Source organism: uncultured Winogradskyella sp. (assembly GCF_947498005.1).
Taxonomy (GTDB): domain Bacteria; phylum Bacteroidota; class Bacteroidia; order Flavobacteriales; family Flavobacteriaceae; genus Winogradskyella.
Genome location: NZ_CANMIW010000007.1, coordinates 158,893 through 175,976, shown reverse-complemented (window position 1 = coordinate 175,976; position 17,084 = coordinate 158,893). Strand labels below are relative to the sequence as shown.

At 32.0% G+C, this 17,084-nt stretch carries 18 protein-coding genes; 14 read left to right on the top strand and 4 right to left on the bottom strand.

The genetic code is table 11. The features are described from left to right. Positions 1–8 precede the first annotated feature (8 nt). Together Q0891_RS13685 and Q0891_RS13680 are read right to left on the bottom strand one after the other, a co-directional pair. On the bottom strand, positions 9–1,706 hold the full coding sequence (locus Q0891_RS13685) for a DUF4270 domain-containing protein (protein WP_299102467.1): 1,698 nt from the start codon (positions 1,704–1,706) through the stop codon (positions 9–11). Positions 1,707–1,711: 5 nt separating this feature from the next. Continuing rightward, a complete protein-coding gene (locus Q0891_RS13680; RefSeq protein ID WP_299102465.1) occupies positions 1,712–2,527 on the bottom strand; it encodes a glycogen/starch synthase in 816 nt (271 codons plus the stop codon). Between the two features lie 110 nt (positions 2,528–2,637). On the opposite strand from Q0891_RS13680, the gene panC reads away from it, so the two are divergent. The 14 genes from panC (at position 2,638) to Q0891_RS13610 (ending at position 15,536) form a co-directional block, all read left to right on the top strand. Further along, positions 2,638–3,489, top strand: coding sequence for a pantoate--beta-alanine ligase (gene panC, locus Q0891_RS13675; RefSeq protein WP_299102463.1), 852 nt, complete (start codon positions 2,638–2,640; stop codon positions 3,487–3,489). 13 nt (positions 3,490–3,502) lie between these two features. Then, positions 3,503–3,853, top strand: coding sequence for an aspartate 1-decarboxylase (panD, locus tag Q0891_RS13670; protein ID WP_173299659.1), 351 nt, complete (start codon positions 3,503–3,505; stop codon positions 3,851–3,853). A gap of 4 nt (positions 3,854–3,857) precedes the next feature. Continuing rightward, the gene (locus Q0891_RS13665; RefSeq protein ID WP_299102461.1) at positions 3,858–4,817 is read left to right on the top strand and encodes a lysylphosphatidylglycerol synthase transmembrane domain-containing protein; all 960 of its coding nucleotides are present in this window, start codon (positions 3,858–3,860) and stop codon (positions 4,815–4,817) included. Positions 4,818–4,854: 37 nt separating this feature from the next. Beyond that, positions 4,855–6,003, top strand: a complete 1,149-nt coding sequence (locus Q0891_RS13660) for an alpha/beta hydrolase-fold protein (RefSeq protein WP_299102458.1) — start codon at positions 4,855–4,857, stop codon at positions 6,001–6,003. A 78-nt stretch (positions 6,004–6,081) separates the two neighbouring features. Further along, on the top strand, positions 6,082–7,278 hold the full coding sequence (locus Q0891_RS13655) for an alpha/beta hydrolase-fold protein (RefSeq protein ID WP_299102456.1): 1,197 nt from the start codon (positions 6,082–6,084) through the stop codon (positions 7,276–7,278). Then, positions 7,268–7,417, top strand: a complete 150-nt coding sequence (locus Q0891_RS13650) for a hypothetical protein (RefSeq protein WP_299102454.1) — start codon at positions 7,268–7,270, stop codon at positions 7,415–7,417. Before Q0891_RS13655 ends, Q0891_RS13650 begins: the two co-directional genes overlap by 11 nt. 62 nt (positions 7,418–7,479) lie before the next feature. Beyond that, entirely contained in the window at positions 7,480–8,838 is a 1,359-nt protein-coding gene (gene radA, locus Q0891_RS13645) for a DNA repair protein RadA (RefSeq protein WP_299102452.1), read from the top strand. A gap of 47 nt (positions 8,839–8,885) precedes the next feature. Beyond that, positions 8,886–9,263, top strand: coding sequence for a hypothetical protein (locus Q0891_RS13640; RefSeq protein WP_299102450.1), 378 nt, complete (start codon positions 8,886–8,888; stop codon positions 9,261–9,263). 88 nt (positions 9,264–9,351) lie between these two features. Then, the gene (ileS, locus tag Q0891_RS13635) at positions 9,352–12,756 is read left to right on the top strand and encodes an isoleucine--tRNA ligase (protein WP_299102448.1); all 3,405 of its coding nucleotides are present in this window, start codon (positions 9,352–9,354) and stop codon (positions 12,754–12,756) included. 5 nt (positions 12,757–12,761) lie between these two features. After that, complete coding sequence (locus Q0891_RS13630; protein WP_299102446.1) at positions 12,762–13,142, top strand: TraR/DksA C4-type zinc finger protein; 381 nt, start codon at positions 12,762–12,764, stop codon at positions 13,140–13,142. Between the two features lie 86 nt (positions 13,143–13,228). After that, complete coding sequence (locus tag Q0891_RS13625; protein WP_299102445.1) at positions 13,229–13,840, top strand: hypothetical protein; 612 nt, start codon at positions 13,229–13,231, stop codon at positions 13,838–13,840. Between the two features lie 6 nt (positions 13,841–13,846). Next, the gene (locus Q0891_RS13620; RefSeq protein ID WP_299102443.1) at positions 13,847–14,704 is read left to right on the top strand and encodes a hypothetical protein; all 858 of its coding nucleotides are present in this window, start codon (positions 13,847–13,849) and stop codon (positions 14,702–14,704) included. Positions 14,705–14,727: 23 nt separating this feature from the next. Then, entirely contained in the window at positions 14,728–14,889 is a 162-nt protein-coding gene (locus Q0891_RS13615) for a hypothetical protein (RefSeq protein WP_299102441.1), read from the top strand. A gap of 32 nt (positions 14,890–14,921) precedes the next feature. After that, positions 14,922–15,536: a lipoprotein signal peptidase gene (locus tag Q0891_RS13610; protein WP_299102439.1), complete on the top strand. Its 615-nt coding sequence runs from the start codon at positions 14,922–14,924 to the stop codon at positions 15,534–15,536. Between the two features lies 1 nt (position 15,537). Here the strand turns inward: Q0891_RS13610 and Q0891_RS13605 are convergent, their stop codons facing one another. Together Q0891_RS13605 and Q0891_RS13600 are read right to left on the bottom strand one after the other, a co-directional pair. Continuing rightward, positions 15,538–15,948 carry a response regulator gene (locus tag Q0891_RS13605; RefSeq protein WP_299102437.1) on the bottom strand — a complete coding sequence of 137 codons (411 nt, stop codon included), beginning with the start codon at positions 15,946–15,948 and terminating at the stop codon, positions 15,538–15,540. A 5-nt stretch (positions 15,949–15,953) separates the two neighbouring features. Further along, positions 15,954–17,081 (bottom strand): PAS domain-containing sensor histidine kinase, encoded by a 1,128-nt coding sequence (locus Q0891_RS13600; protein WP_299102435.1) that lies wholly within the window; start codon positions 17,079–17,081, stop codon positions 15,954–15,956. Positions 17,082–17,084 lie beyond the last annotated feature (3 nt).

The window sequence follows — 17,084 nt, the reverse complement described above, 5'->3', positions numbered from 1 at the left end:
TTAATTTTTTAGTTATTTGGTTCTGTATAATAAATTTCTAAATAAACACGCTTATCGGCATCGCTTGTAGCGTTACCATGTAATATTAAACCTCTCGGTGAAACGGTAGAACTTGCAGGTATATTAAAATCTAAATTAGTTGGGGTTTGTACTTCTCTTTGTGTGATCGCTTCTTCAATATTAACATTTAAAGAAACAGCCAAACCTAGTTCTACATTAGTAGAATCCCTCAAAAGAAGATTATTTATATGCTCTGTAATTCTAAATTTATATTTAACACCTTCACTATTTGGATCATCGTTATCAACTCGTTCTAATGGACCAAGATGGTTTACTATTGAAAACGAAGGTAACGTATTATTAATACCATCTAAATAATAATCTACCAACGGTGACTTATTATCTATATCATACAAATAGAGGCGATTAGGTTCGTTGTTCTGCTCATTATTTTGGTCAACTAAGTAAAATATTAGGTTAGCTTCATTGACTAAACGTTTAGAACTTTCAAACTCATTGTTTTCATCGAGATTTACAAAATCACTTCTAAATTTATCAAAGTTTGTAATACCAGCACCTTCATCGTAGAAACCTTGAAACAATTTAATTCCGGCTACAGCTCCTTCACCTCCTTTTAAGTAAATTTCACTATCACCTGTTTCTGAATTACCTTCAGCTATTGGTTGCGTAAAATCGTTGTCGAAAAAATTGATTTTATTTGGGCCAAAGTTTAAAACATAAGTATCTGAGTTTGTAGAATCCACACCATCAGTAGATGTTGTTGTGTTACTGTAATAAATGGTAATATTGGCGTTAGCATTATTTGTATTTAAAATAAAGAAATCACCATCGTTATCTTCATTAGGTTCTGCTACAAAATATAAACCTCTAAAATAGTCCTCAAAATTGTTTTGACTACTTAAAACCGCATCACCTTCTTTGTCTATAATTTTGTTTTGCCAAAATGCATGATCTAATTTAATTCTAATACCTGGATTTTGGGTTTCTAATATAGTTTCAATACCATCATCATCTACATCATTAACATCAGTTAGAATAAAAGGGTCTGAATTGATTTTAATAGTGTTACCCACAACACTGCCTTCAGGATCTTCATTATCAGTAAATTCTAATTCTTCACCCATTAGCGTTGTAATAGTCTCAGTATTAGACGCTGTTTTATTTGAAAAATAAGCTTGACTTTCATTAAAATCGCCTTCAGGATCAAAATCTCTAATGAAATATTCATTCTCATAGATTCGCAATTTTAAATCTTTATAAGTATCACCATTTGGTATAATTGAATCTACATCGTAAACAACGTTTCCATCATCATCAAAACTAGAAGCTGTACTGAAAAATGGAATAGTTACAACCACGGAATCTATTATTGTTTCGTTGCCAAAATCTGGATCAAAAGTTTCAGGCGATAATTGGGTTACGAAACTAGCTGTGGTTCTACCATATACATCATCATAAATACCTAAAGTACTTAAACCTGTTCCAAAATCATTGGTTTGTACAGGGCCCAAAGGCTTTGTGTAAGTGATAATGTTGCTTGTAAAATCTTCTATAGTGAAGTTTGTTGCATTATCTGAATTAACAACATCTGATTCGATCGCTGCAAAATCATTATCACATGCAATAAAACTAAATACAATTAATCCAAAAACTAATAATTGTAAGGCAAATTTATTTCTTTTCATAGTAATTATTTACTGTTAAGTACAGTATTGGTATAAAAATCAGTATATGGATCTGCAAATTCTTCAATAGAAAAATAATCTAAAACTGGTTTTGATAAATCGTTTAAATAGGTATCTAACTCTTCAGATAAATTTTCAGATCCTCTAATAATTGCATCAGAATTATCAATTGCAATTTTCATTAAATTATTATAATCTGGCTGCTCTAATAATTTAGTCGATTCAGTGTCTAGTCCGTCAAAGTTAATTTTAGAGATCATGTTTTTATCTAACGTACCATCAAAAGATTGATTGTATACAGAGGTTACAATTTTGCTTTCAGTAAAAAGAGGTTCCGTTTTGTAAAATTCCTTTAGATATAAAGGTAATAGTGAGGCTAACCATCCATTTACATGAATAATATCTGGAGCCCAATTTAATTTTTTTACAGTTTCTATTACACCTTTAGCAAAGAAAATAGCACGTTCATCATTATCTGAAAACAACTTTCCATTTTCGTCAGTTAAAGTGGCTTTTCTTTTAAAATAATCTTCGTTATCTATAAAGTAAACTTGAATTCTTTCTTTAGGTATAGAAGCTACTTTAATTATCAATGGCATATCTAAGTCATTAATCACTAAGTTTATACCAGATAGTCTAATCACTTCATGAAGTTGGTGTCTTCTTTCGTTAATGTTTCCAAAACGAGGCATAAATATTCTTATCTGACCTCCTTGTTTGTTTACCATTCGAGGCGCTTCAAATGACATTGAAGAAATCTCTGTTTCTGGTAAATATGGAACTACTTCCGAGGACACATACAATATTCGTTTATCTTTCATAAATCTGCTTCTTTTGAAAATTAAGAGTAAAAAACATGCAAAATTACAAAATTTTGGGCAGATTGCTAGTATTATATTATGTTTGCACGCGTTAATTTTTTGTTAGAATTGTGAAAGTATATTACAATAAATCCGAATTATCTAAATATTTAGACAGCCTAAGAGAAAACGGAAACTCCATAGGGTTTGTTCCTACAATGGGAGCATTACATAACGGTCATTTATCTTTAGTTAATAAAGCGCTTAGCGAAAACGACTTTCTTGTAGTTAGTATTTTTGTAAACCCTACACAGTTTGATAATCAAGAAGATCTCGTAAAATACCCAAGAACTTTAGAAGCAGATGTTAATTTATTAAAAACGGTTAATGAAAATGCAATTATTGTCTACGCACCAACTGTAGACGATATTTACGGCGATAAAATAGAATCTAAATCTTTTAAATTTGATGGTTTAGAACATCAAATGGAAGGTGCTTTTAGAGCAGGTCATTTTGATGGTGTAGGAACTATTGTTAAACGATTGTTTGAAATTGTTGAGCCTAAAAGCGCTTATTTTGGAGAAAAGGATTTTCAACAACTACAAATAATTAGAAAGCTAGTAGAATTATACAATCTGCCAGTAAATATAATTGGCTGCCCAATCCACAGAGCTAAAGATGGTTTGGCAATGAGCTCTAGAAATACGAGGTTAACTTCAGCGCATAGAAATGCAGCACCATTTATATATAAAACTTTAGTTGAAGCTAAAAATAAGTTTGAAACTAGAAGTGCACAAAATGTGACAGAATGGGTAGAAATACAATTCAAAACACAAGAACTTTTAGAGTTAGAGTATATCATAATTGCAAGTATTGATACCTTAAAAACTGTAAAAAGAAAATCGTTGAAAAAGAAATATAGAGCATTTATTGCGGTATATGCAGGCGATATTAGACTAATTGATAATATCGCATTAAATTAATTATCTTTGTAAAATGCAAATACAAGTCGTAAAATCAAAAATTCACCGTGTAAAGGTTACAGGTGCAGCACTAAATTATATTGGTAGTATTACTATTGATGAAGATTTAATGGATGCAGCTAACATTATTCAAGGTGAAAAAGTTCAGATTGTAAATAATGACAATGGTGAACGTTTAGAAACCTATTGTATTCCTGGTCCTAGAAAAAGTGGAGAAATTACTTTAAATGGAGCTGCAGCTAGAAAAGTTTCCATAGGTGATACATTAATTCTTATTACATATGCCTTTATGGATATTGAGGACGCTAAAGTTTTTAAACCATCTTTAGTATTTCCTGATGAAGCTACAAATCTTCTAAACTAAGAAGTTGGCTTCCCCTAAATCCATCCTAAAAGTTGTCATTCCTCTTCTATTAGGTGTAGGTTTGGTATGGTATTCACTATCTAAAATTTCTGTACCAACGTTATTACAGTATTTTAAAGATGCGGACTATTCTTGGATAATTCTGGGTGTGTTTATGGGCCTTTTAAGTCATGCATCTAGAGCCTACCGTTGGCTTTTTATGGCAGAACCATTGGGTTATAAACCAAAATTTGGAAACAGTTTTATGGCAGTGTACGCCGCATATCTCATTAATTTTACCATTCCAAGAGCAGGAGAAATTGCAAGAGCATCCATATTAACAAATTATGAAGAAATTCCATTTGATAAAGGTATAGGATCTATAGTTGCAGAACGCGTGGCAGATACTATAATGTTATTGTTAATTATTGCAATAGCATTTTTTTTAGAATTTGAATTTATCTATGATTTTTTCGCTTCAAAATTTAATTCGACCTTGATTTTAGTTGGTATTGCTGTGCTCTTTATTGGTGCATTGATTGTGTTTCTCTTAATAAAAAAAAGCCACAGAAAGTTTGCCTTAAAAGTAAAAGGATTCGTTTCTGGTCTCATTCAAGGTGCGTTGAGTATTTTTAAAATGAAAAAGAAATGGGCTTTTATAGGTCACACCATATTTATTTGGGTTATGTATGTGCTAATGTTCTATATCACAACATTTGCGTTGCCAGAATTACAGAACATTTCTATAGCAGCTATATTAATTGGCTTCATTCTTGCAAGCTTTAGTATTGCAGCCACTAATGGCGGAATTGGATCATTCCCTGAGGCAGTAGTCATTGCTTTTTCGTTATTTAGTATGTTAGAAGAACCAAGTAGAGCATTTGGTTGGATAATGTGGTCAACTCAAACTTTAGTTATTATTGTGATAGGTGGCCTATCGTTATTATATTTGCCTATCTATAATAGAAATAAAACGGCAGCTTAGAAATATTTTTTAACTTGCTAATATTATCAATATAAATATGAAGAATTTTTACCTACTTCTAATAAGTTTCTTTTTTGTGTATAATCTTCAAGCACAAGCTATTTATAAAACAATAGATTCTTATAAACTTGAAGGAAAACGTGAATTAAAAATTCAGTTACCGAGAAATTATGATCCTGAAGAAAAACGAACCTATCCATTAATTATCGTTTTAGATGGAGATTATTTGTTTGAGCCAATAGCTGGTAACATTGATTATCAGTCTTATTGGGAAGACATACCAGATTGTATTGTAGTTGGTATTAAACAAGGAACTACCAGAAATGATGATTTCTTCTATGACGATGAATCTTTTTTTCCAGCGCATGAAGGTGCCGCTTTCTACGAGTTTATGGCAGCTGAATTATTACCATATATTGAGGATAACTACAAGGCATCAAACTTTAGAATAATTGTAGGGCACGACCTTAGTGCTAATTTTATTAATTATTATTTGTTTAAAAACGAGCCCCTTTTTAGAGCATATGTGGCCTTGAGTCCAGATTTTGCACCAGAGATGAAAGATAGATTGAAACAGCGTTTAGAAATTCTGCAACAAGAAACATTTTATTATCTAGCAACTGGTGATGCGGATTTAAAAAGTTTAAGATCTTCAATTATAGAAAGTGATTCCATTATTTCTACCATAGAAAATGAAAAATTACTTTACACATTTGATGATTTTGAAGATGCCAACCACTACGGTTTAGTAGGTAGAGGAATTCCCAAGGCTTTAAATCAAATTTTTGGGCTCTTTAAACCTATAAATGCCAAAGAATATAAAGAAAAAGTTCTCACTTATGAAGGTTCTCCGTACGAGTATCTGGTTAAAAAATACGAAGACATAGAATATTTCTACGGATTTGAAAAAAAGTTGATTGAAAATGATATTAGAGCCATAGCAGCAGCAAGCAATAAAAAAGACGATTTAGAATCTTTAGAAAAATTAACGAAGTTGGTTAAGAAAAATTTTCCAAAATCGATGCTAAGTTCTTATTACTCAGGTATGTTATATGAAAAAGAAGGTAATCTGCGAAAGGCCTTAATTCAATATAAATCTGGATTATTATTGCAGCCTTCACAATTTATAGATAAGGAAATTATGCTCGAAAAAATGTACGATACGCAAGAAGCATTAAACGATTAAGTGCATTTCATCGAAAAAAATTGACTATTTGACGATAATTAACTATGTTTGGTGTCCCAAAACTAAACCTACTTAATTATGAGAAAAACTATCTTAGTAGTTCTTACTTGTTTTATTTGCGTGCTATCCTATGCGCAAATTTCATACGAAGAGATTTCTTCGTCTCGCTTAAACTCTATTCGACAATTAAAAATTAAGTTACCAACCGATTATGATTCTAAAGCAGATAAAAAGTATCCGCTTATTATCGTTTTTGATGGTGATTACTTATTTGAACCCGTAACTGGTCAAGTAGATTTTCAAACCTATTTTGATGATATGCCAAGCTCAATTGTCGTTGGTGTAATGCAAGGTGAAGAACGAGTTTACGATAGTTACTACGAACCACAAACAGGATTACCTACAGAGTCTGGTATAAGATTCCACGAGTTCGTATCAGAAGAATTATTACCGTATTTAGATGACAAATACAAAACAAGCAAATTTAGAGTTGCCGTAGGTCATGATATAATGGGTAATTTTATAAACTCATATTTATTTAAAGAAGACCTAGAGTTTCAGGCCTATGTATGTATTAGTCCTGATTTCGTTGGTTCCTTGAGAAATTTTGTATCTAAGCGGTTAGCACTTTATAAGAGCGATGTCTTTTATTATATGGCAACTGCAGAAAAAGATATTCCAGCAATAAGAGAGAATATACTATCTACAAACGAATTAATTAAAACCGTTGAAAATAAAAACTTAACGTACTATTTTGATGATTTTAAAGGCGAAACACATTATACTTTAGTAACAGGAGCCATATCAAGATCTTTTGATAAAATTTTCTCAATCTATAATCCACTTCGTGAAAAAGAATTAGAGGAAAAGGTCTTAACATATGAAGGGACTTTAGATGAGTATTTAGTTGATAGATATAGAAGAATAGAGAAACTATTTGGAATTGAAAAAGATATTAGTGAAGAAGAGTTAGAAAAAGTGGCAAAAGTAGCCGAGCAAAGAGAAGATTATAAATCTTTATTTAAGTTAGGAATTTTGGCAAATAAATTGCATCCAGAGACCTTATTAGGTACATTTTACTTGGCTCAATCTGCTGAAAAATTGGGAAAAACTAAGAAGGCAAAAAAGCTTTATGAAGATGCATTAACTTTAAATGATGTAAGTCATATTAATAGAGATTTTATTTTCTCTAAAATTGATGAACTTGCATTGACATTAGTCGATACAGACGATGAGGATGCCGAAGAAGAGGAGGAGGTTGAAGATGAAAAATAAAAAGAAAACACCTTCAACAGATTATTTTTTTGAATCAATATTTAGAAAATCTAAGCAATTCTTGTTATTTAACTTACCTTCAAAATTAGCGGCATTAAAAATTATGGCAATTATATCTTGGTTTAGAGACATCAACTAAAATTGTTTTAATTTAGCTGTTCTTAATTTAAAAATTGATTGTTGTGTAAGCAGCAAAAGAACATGGCTAAAGTAAAAACAACTTTTTTTTGTCAGAATTGTGGAAGTCAGTATGCAAAATGGCAAGGGCAGTGCACGTCTTGTAAGGAATGGAATACCATTGCAGAAGAAGTTATTCAGAAACCTGAAAAAAGCGATTGGAAAACTCCGACAACAACCACTAAGCGCGTATCAAAACCATTACTTATTAATGAAATTGATACCTCCCAAGAGGCACGTTTAGATATGCAAGATGGCGAGTTTAATCGTGTTCTTGGAGGCGGAATGGTTAATGGATCCTTAACACTTTTAGGTGGCGAACCAGGTATAGGAAAAAGTACGCTTTTACTTCAAATTGCTTTAAAATTACAATACAAAACACTTTATGTTTCTGGAGAAGAAAGTCAGAAGCAAATTAGAATGCGTGCAGAACGTATTAATCCTAATAGCAATAATTGTTACATTCTTACAGAGACTAAAACTCAAAATATATTTAAACAGATTGAAGCTTTAGAGCCAGATATTGTGGTAATAGATTCAATTCAAACCTTACATAGCGATTATATAGAATCGTCTGCAGGAAGTATTTCTCAGATTAAGGAATGCACAACCGAACTTATAAAATTTGCCAAAGAAACGTCAACACCAGTTTTATTAATTGGTCATATTACTAAAGATGGAAATATTGCAGGTCCAAAAATTTTAGAGCATATGGTAGATACGGTTTTGCAGTTTGAAGGCGACCGCAATCATGTGTTCAGAATTTTAAGAGCTAATAAAAACCGATTTGGTTCTACTAATGAACTCGGTATCTACGAAATGCAAGGCAAAGGATTAAGAGAAGTTTCTAATCCTTCTGAAATACTAATTTCAGAAAAAGATGGCGAGCTTTCAGGTAACGCCATCGCTGCAACTTTAGAAGGCTTACGACCTTTAATGATAGAAGTACAGGCTTTGGTAAGTACAGCAGTTTATGGAACACCACAACGTTCTGCCACAGGTTTTAATGCTAAGCGTTTAAATATGTTATTAGCCGTTTTAGAGAAACGTGCAGGTTTCCGTTTGGGAGCAAAAGATGTATTTTTAAATATTACTGGAGGCATCACTGTGGATGATCCTGCAATAGATTTAGCCGTTGTTGCAGCTATTTTGTCTTCTAACGAAGATGTAGCATTACAAAGTGATTTTTGTTTTGCAGCAGAAGTAGGTTTATCTGGTGAGATAAGACCAGTACAACGTGTAGAGCAACGTATTTTAGAAGCTGAAAAATTAGGGTTTTCTACCATATTTGTTTCCAAGTACAATAAAATAGCCTTAAAGAATACGGTTATTAAGATTCAATTGATTTCTAAGATTGAAGATTTGGTTGGATTTTTAGTTTAAAATTCCTTTGAAAAAAGGAATCTCACAGTTATTTACAATTCACGAAGATGAAAAAGCCACTATCATCTACATTAGGACAATTATTCGCATTTATTTGTTATGCTTTATTGGCAGCTTCTATTGGCATTATAGCATATTCATTGGTGGTTAAGGACTGGCCAGGAATAATTGCCGGAATTTTATTTGGAACATTCAATTATATCATCTTTGGAAGAAAATTATTCAGAACACAAGCCATAACTTTTGATGAAAACTATTTCTATTTTAAAGACCAATCTAAAGTTGAATTATCCCGAATTCAAAATATAGAAGATGGAAAAATCACATATTTCCATGATGGCATAGAGAACATTATATATGTAAATCCTTATTATCCTTCAAAAAATCATCAATTATTCTACAAATATTTTAAACTAAAAACCTAAAAATTTAGTAATCTATACATAGCATATAAAACCTTTAACTATTTCCACAAAATTCTGTAATTTCGCACCTCGAAAAGAAAACAGAATAATGAGTACAAAGTTCCCTGAATATAAAGGACTTAACTTGCCAAACGTTGCCGATGAAATCGGTAACTATTGGGAAGCTAATAATATCTTCGATAAAAGTGTAACTACAAGAGAAGGAAAACCACCTTTTGTGTTTTTTGAAGGACCACCTTCTGCAAACGGTTTGCCTGGTGTGCATCACGTTTTAGCACGTGCTATTAAAGATATTTTTCCACGTTACAAAACCATGAAAGGGTTTCAGGTTAAACGTAAAGCCGGTTGGGATACGCACGGACTGCCAGTTGAACTTGGAGTAGAAAAAGAACTCGGAATTACCAAAGAAGATATTGGTAAAAAAATCACTGTAGAGGAATATAACGAAGCTTGTAAAAAAGCCGTTATGCGTTACACTGATATTTGGAACGACCTAACTCAAAAAATGGGGTATTGGGTAGATATGGACGATCCATATATTACTTACAAATCCAAATATATGGAATCTGTTTGGTGGTTACTAAAACAGATTTATGAGAAAGATTTAATCTACAAAGGTTACACTATTCAGCCATATTCACCAAAGGCAGGAACGGGTTTAAGCTCGCATGAGTTGAACCAGCCAGGAACATACCAAGATGTTACAGACACAACGGTTGTAGCACAGTTTAAGGCGAATGCAGAGTCATTACCAGATTTTCTTCAAAATGAAGGCGATATTTTCTTTTTAGCTTGGACAACAACACCTTGGACCTTGCCAAGTAATACTGCATTAACTGTTGGGCCAAAGATTGAATATGTCTTAGTTGAAACCTATAATCAATACACATTTAAACCTATGAATGTGGTTTTGGCTAAGAATTTAGTCAACAAACAATTCGATGGAAAATTTAAACGTGTTGAAACAAAACCAGAATTAATTGAATACAAAGAAGGAGATAAAAAGATTCCTTACTTCGTAGTTAAAGATTTTGTAGGTAAAGATTTAGTTGGAATCACATACGAGCAGCTTTTACCATATGCGCTACCAAACGACAATCCTCAAGATGCCTTTAGAGTGATTTCTGGAGATTTCGTAACGGTTGAAGACGGAACAGGTATTGTACACACAGCACCAACATTTGGAGCAGATGATGCTATGGTTGCAAAACAAGCAACACCAGAAATTCCACCATTATTAGTTAAAGATGAGAATGGAAATTTAGTGCCATTAGTAGATTTACAAGGGAAATTCAGACCAGAATTAGGCGAATTTGCAGGTAAATATGTGAAAAACGAATATTACGATGATGGCGAAGCACCAGAACGTTCTATTGATGTTGAATTAGCCATTAAATTAAAAACAGAAAACAAAGCCTTTAAGGTTGAAAAATATAAGCACAGTTACCCAAATTGTTGGCGAACTGATAAGCCAATTTTATACTACCCATTAGATTCGTGGTTTATTAAAATCACTGATGTAAAAGGGAGAATGCACGAGCTAAATACCACGATTAACTGGAAACCTAAATCTACAGGAGAAGGGCGTTTTGGTAATTGGTTAGCAAATGCAAACGACTGGAATTTATCGCGTTCTCGTTTCTGGGGAATTCCATTACCTATATGGAGAACAGAAGACGGAAAAGAACAATTATGTATTGGTTCCGTTGCTGAGTTAAAAGAAGAAATGGCAAAGTCTGTGGAAGCAGGCGTAATGTCTGAAGATATTTTTGCGGAGTTTGAAGTTGGTAACATGTCTGATGCGAATTACGAAACTATCGATTTACATAAAAATGTAGTTGATAAAATTGTATTAGTTTCAGCATCAGGTCAACCCATGAAACGCGAAAGCGATTTAATAGATGTTTGGTTCGATTCTGGTTCTATGCCTTACGCACAATGGCATTATCCATTTGAGAATAAAAACTTAATTGATAAAAATGAAGCATTTCCTGCGGATTTTATTGCAGAAGGTGTTGACCAAACACGTGGATGGTTCTATACATTGCATGCTATCGGAACTATGGTTTTCGATTCTGTGGCTTACAAAAATGTCGTTTCAAACGGATTAGTTTTAGATAAAAACGGTCAAAAAATGTCTAAGCGTTTAGGTAATGCCGTAGATCCATTTGAAACCTTATCTAAATATGGAGCAGATGCTACACGTTGGTACATGATTAGTAATGCCAATCCTTGGGATAACTTAAAATTTGATAGCGAAGGGATTGCTGAGGTAAGCAGAAAATTCTTCGGAACATTGTATAACACCTATTCATTCTTCACGTTGTATACAAACATTGATGGTTTCAATTATAGTGAAGCAGATATTGCTTTAAATGAAAGACCAGAAATAGACCGTTGGATTTTATCTGAGTTGAATACTTTAATTCAGAAAGTAGACGATTATTATGCAGAATACGAACCAACCAAAGCTGCGCGAGCAATTTCAGACTTTACACAAGATTATTTAAGTAACTGGTATGTACGTTTAAGTAGAAGACGATTCTGGAAAGGCGATTACCAAACAGATAAGATTTCGGCATATCAAACACTTTATACATGTATGGAAACCATTGCAAAGTTAGGCGCACCAATAGCACCTTTCTTTATGGATCGTTTGTATTTAGATTTAAATGCAGTGACTAAAAAAGAAACGTTTGAGAGTGTACACTTAGCAGATTTCCCTGTTGCAAATACCACTATTATAGACAAGGTATTAGAACGAAAAATGGAAAGTGCGCAAACAATATGTTCACTAGTATTATCGTTAAGAGCTAAGGAGAAAATTAAAGTACGTCAGCCGTTACAGAAAATTATGATTCCTGTTGATAATCAGCAACAAAAGGAAGAAATTGAAGCAGTTGCAGATTTAATTAAACACGAAGTAAATATAAAAGAAGTTGAACTTTTAGAGGATGCTTCAGATATATTAGTGAAACAAATAAAACCAAATTTTAAGGCTTTAGGACCTAAGTTTGGTAAGGATATGAAGTTGATTGCTAGTGCGATAAGTGCTTTTGATGCAAATGACATTAAAAATATCGAGCAAAACGGTAATATTGACGTTGAAGTTAACGGAAAAAAGATTAATTTGGGACTTGATGATGTTGAGATTACATCGCAAGATATTGAAGGATGGCTTGTTGCTAACGAAGGTGCATTAACTGTGGCTTTAGATGTTACAATCAATGAAGAATTACGTAAAGAAGGAATTGCAAGAGAGCTTGTAAATCGTATTCAAAATTTACGTAAGGATTCAGGATTTGAGGTTACAGACAGAATTGACGTACAACTTCAAAATGATTCTCAAGTAGCAGCAGCAATTGTTTCAAATGAGGCGTATATTAAATCAGAAACATTAACTGAAGATTTAAAAATTATGGACACCGTAGACAATGGTATAGAAATTGCGTTCGATAACGTAAATACTAAATTGTTTATTAAAAAACATTAAAAAATATGGCAACAGATACTACAAGCAGATACTCTGATAAAGATTTAGAGGAATTTAGAACTATCGTTTTAGATAAAATTAAAAAGGCAGAGCACGATTTAGAGTTAATTAAAAGTGCATATATGAATGACCATAATAATGGTACAGATGATACTTCACCCACATTTAAAGCATTCGAAGAAGGAAGTGCGACGATGAGTAAAGAAGCGAATTCGGCTTTGGCTATACGTCAAGAGAAGTTTATTAGAGACTTAAAGAATGCTTTAATTCGTATTGAAAATAAGACTTATGGTGTATGTCGTGTAACTGGTAAATTAATTAAAAAAGAGCGTTTAAAGTTAGTGCCTCATGCTACATTAAGTATTGAAGCTAAGAATATGCAGTAACCAATTCCTACGAAGGTAGGAATCTCTATAATTGAGGACTTATTTTGAATAATACAGAAATCATAAAGCCGTGGAATTTTAATTTCATGGCTTTTTTTTTGCTTTTTATATTTAACCTTACAGCTATAGAATCTCAGAATGTTATAGAGAATACTATACAAGCCGATGGTATCACTTCTGTTTCTATTAATGGAAATGATATTTTTAATATTTCGGTGTCAACTTCAGAAACAGATCAAATTAAGATTACTTCAACTTTAGATGGCGAATACCAAAATGATTTTCAAATTGTTGTAAAAGAAGGAAAATCAACATTAAATCTAAGCTTAGAACACGTATCCTTAGAAGAAATACCAGACGATAAACGTAATGCGCATAAGGTAATTGCAGCCACATTACACCTTGAAATTCCTGAATCTCTTAAAGTAAATATTCTTAGCGATATTGGCTCTGTGAGCTTATTAGGGACTTTTAATACGCTAAATGTTGAATTATTACGAGGACAATTTAATATAAAAGGAAAAGTTAAAACAGCAACTGTAAATACGTTAGACGGAAATATTCACGTTATTACTAATAGTGCTACAATTGAAGCAAATTCTAATCATGGTGAAATAGAACTAGATGAATTTTTTAATACATCTTCTGTTTGGATATTGAGGTCAATTCATGGTGATATTAGAGTAGTAAATAGCTAATTATATATGAGAAACTTAATATTAACTTTTTTATTAATACTAATAAGTTTCACAACAAAAGCCCAAGCCAACGATACTGAAGCCGCCTTGTACAATGTAGGTTTTGGAGCTGTATTTGGTACTGTAGGAGCAATAATCAATAAATCTCCAGATGAGCCTTTAGGTAAAGTGATTAAAAAATCTTTATGGCAAGGCGCTTTAGGCGGTTATATTACTTTTGAGAGTAAGCGTGTTTTAAGAGAAGCAAGAAGACAAGAACAGTGGGAATATTTTTGGATGGCTAAATTGATTAATGCGGCTGGCACTTCTATTAAGGAAAATACAGCGTTAAATAAGAATTTTTACGAGAAATGGCACTTAAATATTGGTTTTAGTAGACTAGAATTTAATACAAAGGATGAGTTCTCTGTAAAGTATAAATTGATGCCTGTAGCATTTGTGTATAATGTAGATGCTCTATTTAGGTATAAATTTGAATTAAAACATAGTCTGCGTGTTGGTGAGTTTGTTTATTCAATTAATCGAAGATTAGAAAATAGTAATTATGACGAAATTGTGGCTTCTGCTACCGCTGGCTATATGGTTTTTAATAAATCATATTTAAATCAAATAGATATTAATGTACACGAAATAATACACTTATATCAATCTAATGACTTTTCTATTTTCAACACTTATCTTAATAAGCCATTAACGAAATGGTCTGCAGAAAACAAAACGGTTAAATGGTTAAACGAACATTTATATACGGAATATCATTATTTAATCTTAAGACCACTTTATATTTTTGAAGCTAATAAAGCAGAGACTCATTATGATAACATCTTTGAACATGAAGCTCAGTACTATGGTAGAGGTTTTTAAAAGGAAAGGTTAAAACAGCAACTGTGAATACGTTGGAAGGAAATATTCGCGTTACTACTAATAATGCTACAATTGAAGCAAATTCTAATCATGGAGAAATAGATTTAGATACATTTTTTAGTAAAATTTCTATTTGGACATTGATTTCAATTCATGGTGATATTACAGTGCTTAAACAGGAATAATCCTTTATTTTTGCCTTTCATTATTTTTAAATATGTCCTTAAAAAAAGCCTCAATTCTCATCGTTTTAATTCTACTGATTGATCAAATCAGTAAAATCTACATCAAAACTCATTTTCAATTAGGTGAGGATGTTAAAGTATTCTCATGGTTTCATATTGCATTTATAGAAAATGATGGTATGGCTTGGGGAACAAAATTGAGCGATTTCACAACCTTAATTTCAGACCGTTCTGCAAAGCTTATTTTAACTTTGTTTAGAATTATAGCCGTTACAGGTATTGCCTTTTGGTTGCTAGATGTTATAAAAAAGAAGAAATCTAAGACTTTAGTATTCGCTATTTCTATAATATTTGCTGGCGCTTTAGGGAATATATTAGATTCTGTGTTTTACGGATTTTTATTTAGTGATAGTATTATGCAGGTTGCTACTTTTTTACCAGCAGATGGTGGTTATGAAAGTGTTTTTCATGGTAATGTAGTAGATATGTTATATTTTCCTTTGTGGAGTGGTGTTTTACCAGAAGGTATTCCTTTAATTGGTGGTAAATACTTTTCGTTTTTCGATCCTGTTTTTAACATCGCAGATGTTGCAATAAGCACGGGAATTGGGATTTTAATTGTATTTAATAAAAAGGCATTTAAATAAATTATGCTGTTTTATTAAATACAGCTTCTAATTCATCTATTCTTACAGGTTTTACAAGGTAATTATGGACTGTAGACAATGATTTAGCTTTGTCTATATCTATTGCGTTAATGGAAGAACTAACCACATATAGTGTAATTGGGTTATTAAACTTATTTTTAATTTTTGTGAAACGCTCTAAAAATTCCCATCCGTCCATAATTGGCATATTTAGATCGAGTAAAATCACTTCTGGTATTTGTTCTTCTTTAAAGTTTTGAAGTAAGGTTTCAAAATAATCGATTCCTTCTTTTCCATCTTTAAATATGAGTAAGTGATCACAGAGTTTTTTAGTCTCAATGATTTTTTTAACCAAATTCACATAGATTTTGTCATCATCAATTATACAAGCGAGTTTTATTTTATTCTTCATGTTATTTAAAATTTAATTGTGAAGGTTGTACCGATATTTAGTTCACTTTCTACTTGTATTTCGCCATCTAATGACTCTATTTGGTTTTTAGTTATAAATAAGCCTATACCTCTAGCGTCTTCATTATAATGAAACGTTTTGTACATACCAAAAATTTTGTCTCCAAACTTCTTCATGTTAATACCAGAACCGTTATCAGAGATTTTTAAAACTACACGGTCATAATTTTTATAGTCTCTAGATGCAGAGATATTAATTACTGGATCTCTGTCTTGGTGTTTATATTTAATAGCATTAGTGATTAAATTTAAAAAAATACTATCTAAATATGCGGGAATATACTTAATAAATTCTGCTTTGCTAAAATCAGCATTTATTGTTACATTATTATTGTCAATAATTTGATTAATTGATGTTGTAACTTGCTCTAAAGTATCGGCAAAATTAACTTCAACTTTAAGCTGGTTAGAATTGGTTTGAATAGAAACCACTTCGTTTAAATGTTCTATAGTAGTATTTAGACTCTCTGAAACATGAGAAATATTATCAAGCAGTTCTAGTTTTTCCTCTACTGTATTTAAATCGTTTATAAGTTGAACTATTAACGTTAAATTACTAGAATGTGATCTTAAGTTGTGTGAAACAATGTGAGCAAAATTGAATAATCTAGAGTTTTGAGACGCCACAATTTCTGAGGCTTTCTCTAAATTAATTTCCTTTTGTATAATGTAGTCTATATCTTGAAAGATTCCGCGTACACCAATAATTTTTTGATCGTCATTATATACAGGTTTACCAATTGCTCTCGCCCAAAACTTTCTTTTGTTGGCCGTTAACATTAATACTTCTGTATCAAAAGGAATACCAGAAATTGCACATTCTTTAAATGTATTGGCAATAAAACTATGATGTTCTTCTGCATATAAAGTCATCGCTATTTTTAGCGAAGGAACAAAATCTACTGGATATTCTAATAAATTTCTAGTAATATCATCCCAGTAACTTTTTTTGTTAACAAAGTCTATGTACCAACTTCCTGTAGAGGTCATTAGGGCTGATTCTCGGTAATAGAAATTGTCCTCTTCTAGTTTTCTGCTAGAGATAATATGTTGTGTCAGGTCAGATTCCAGCATTCT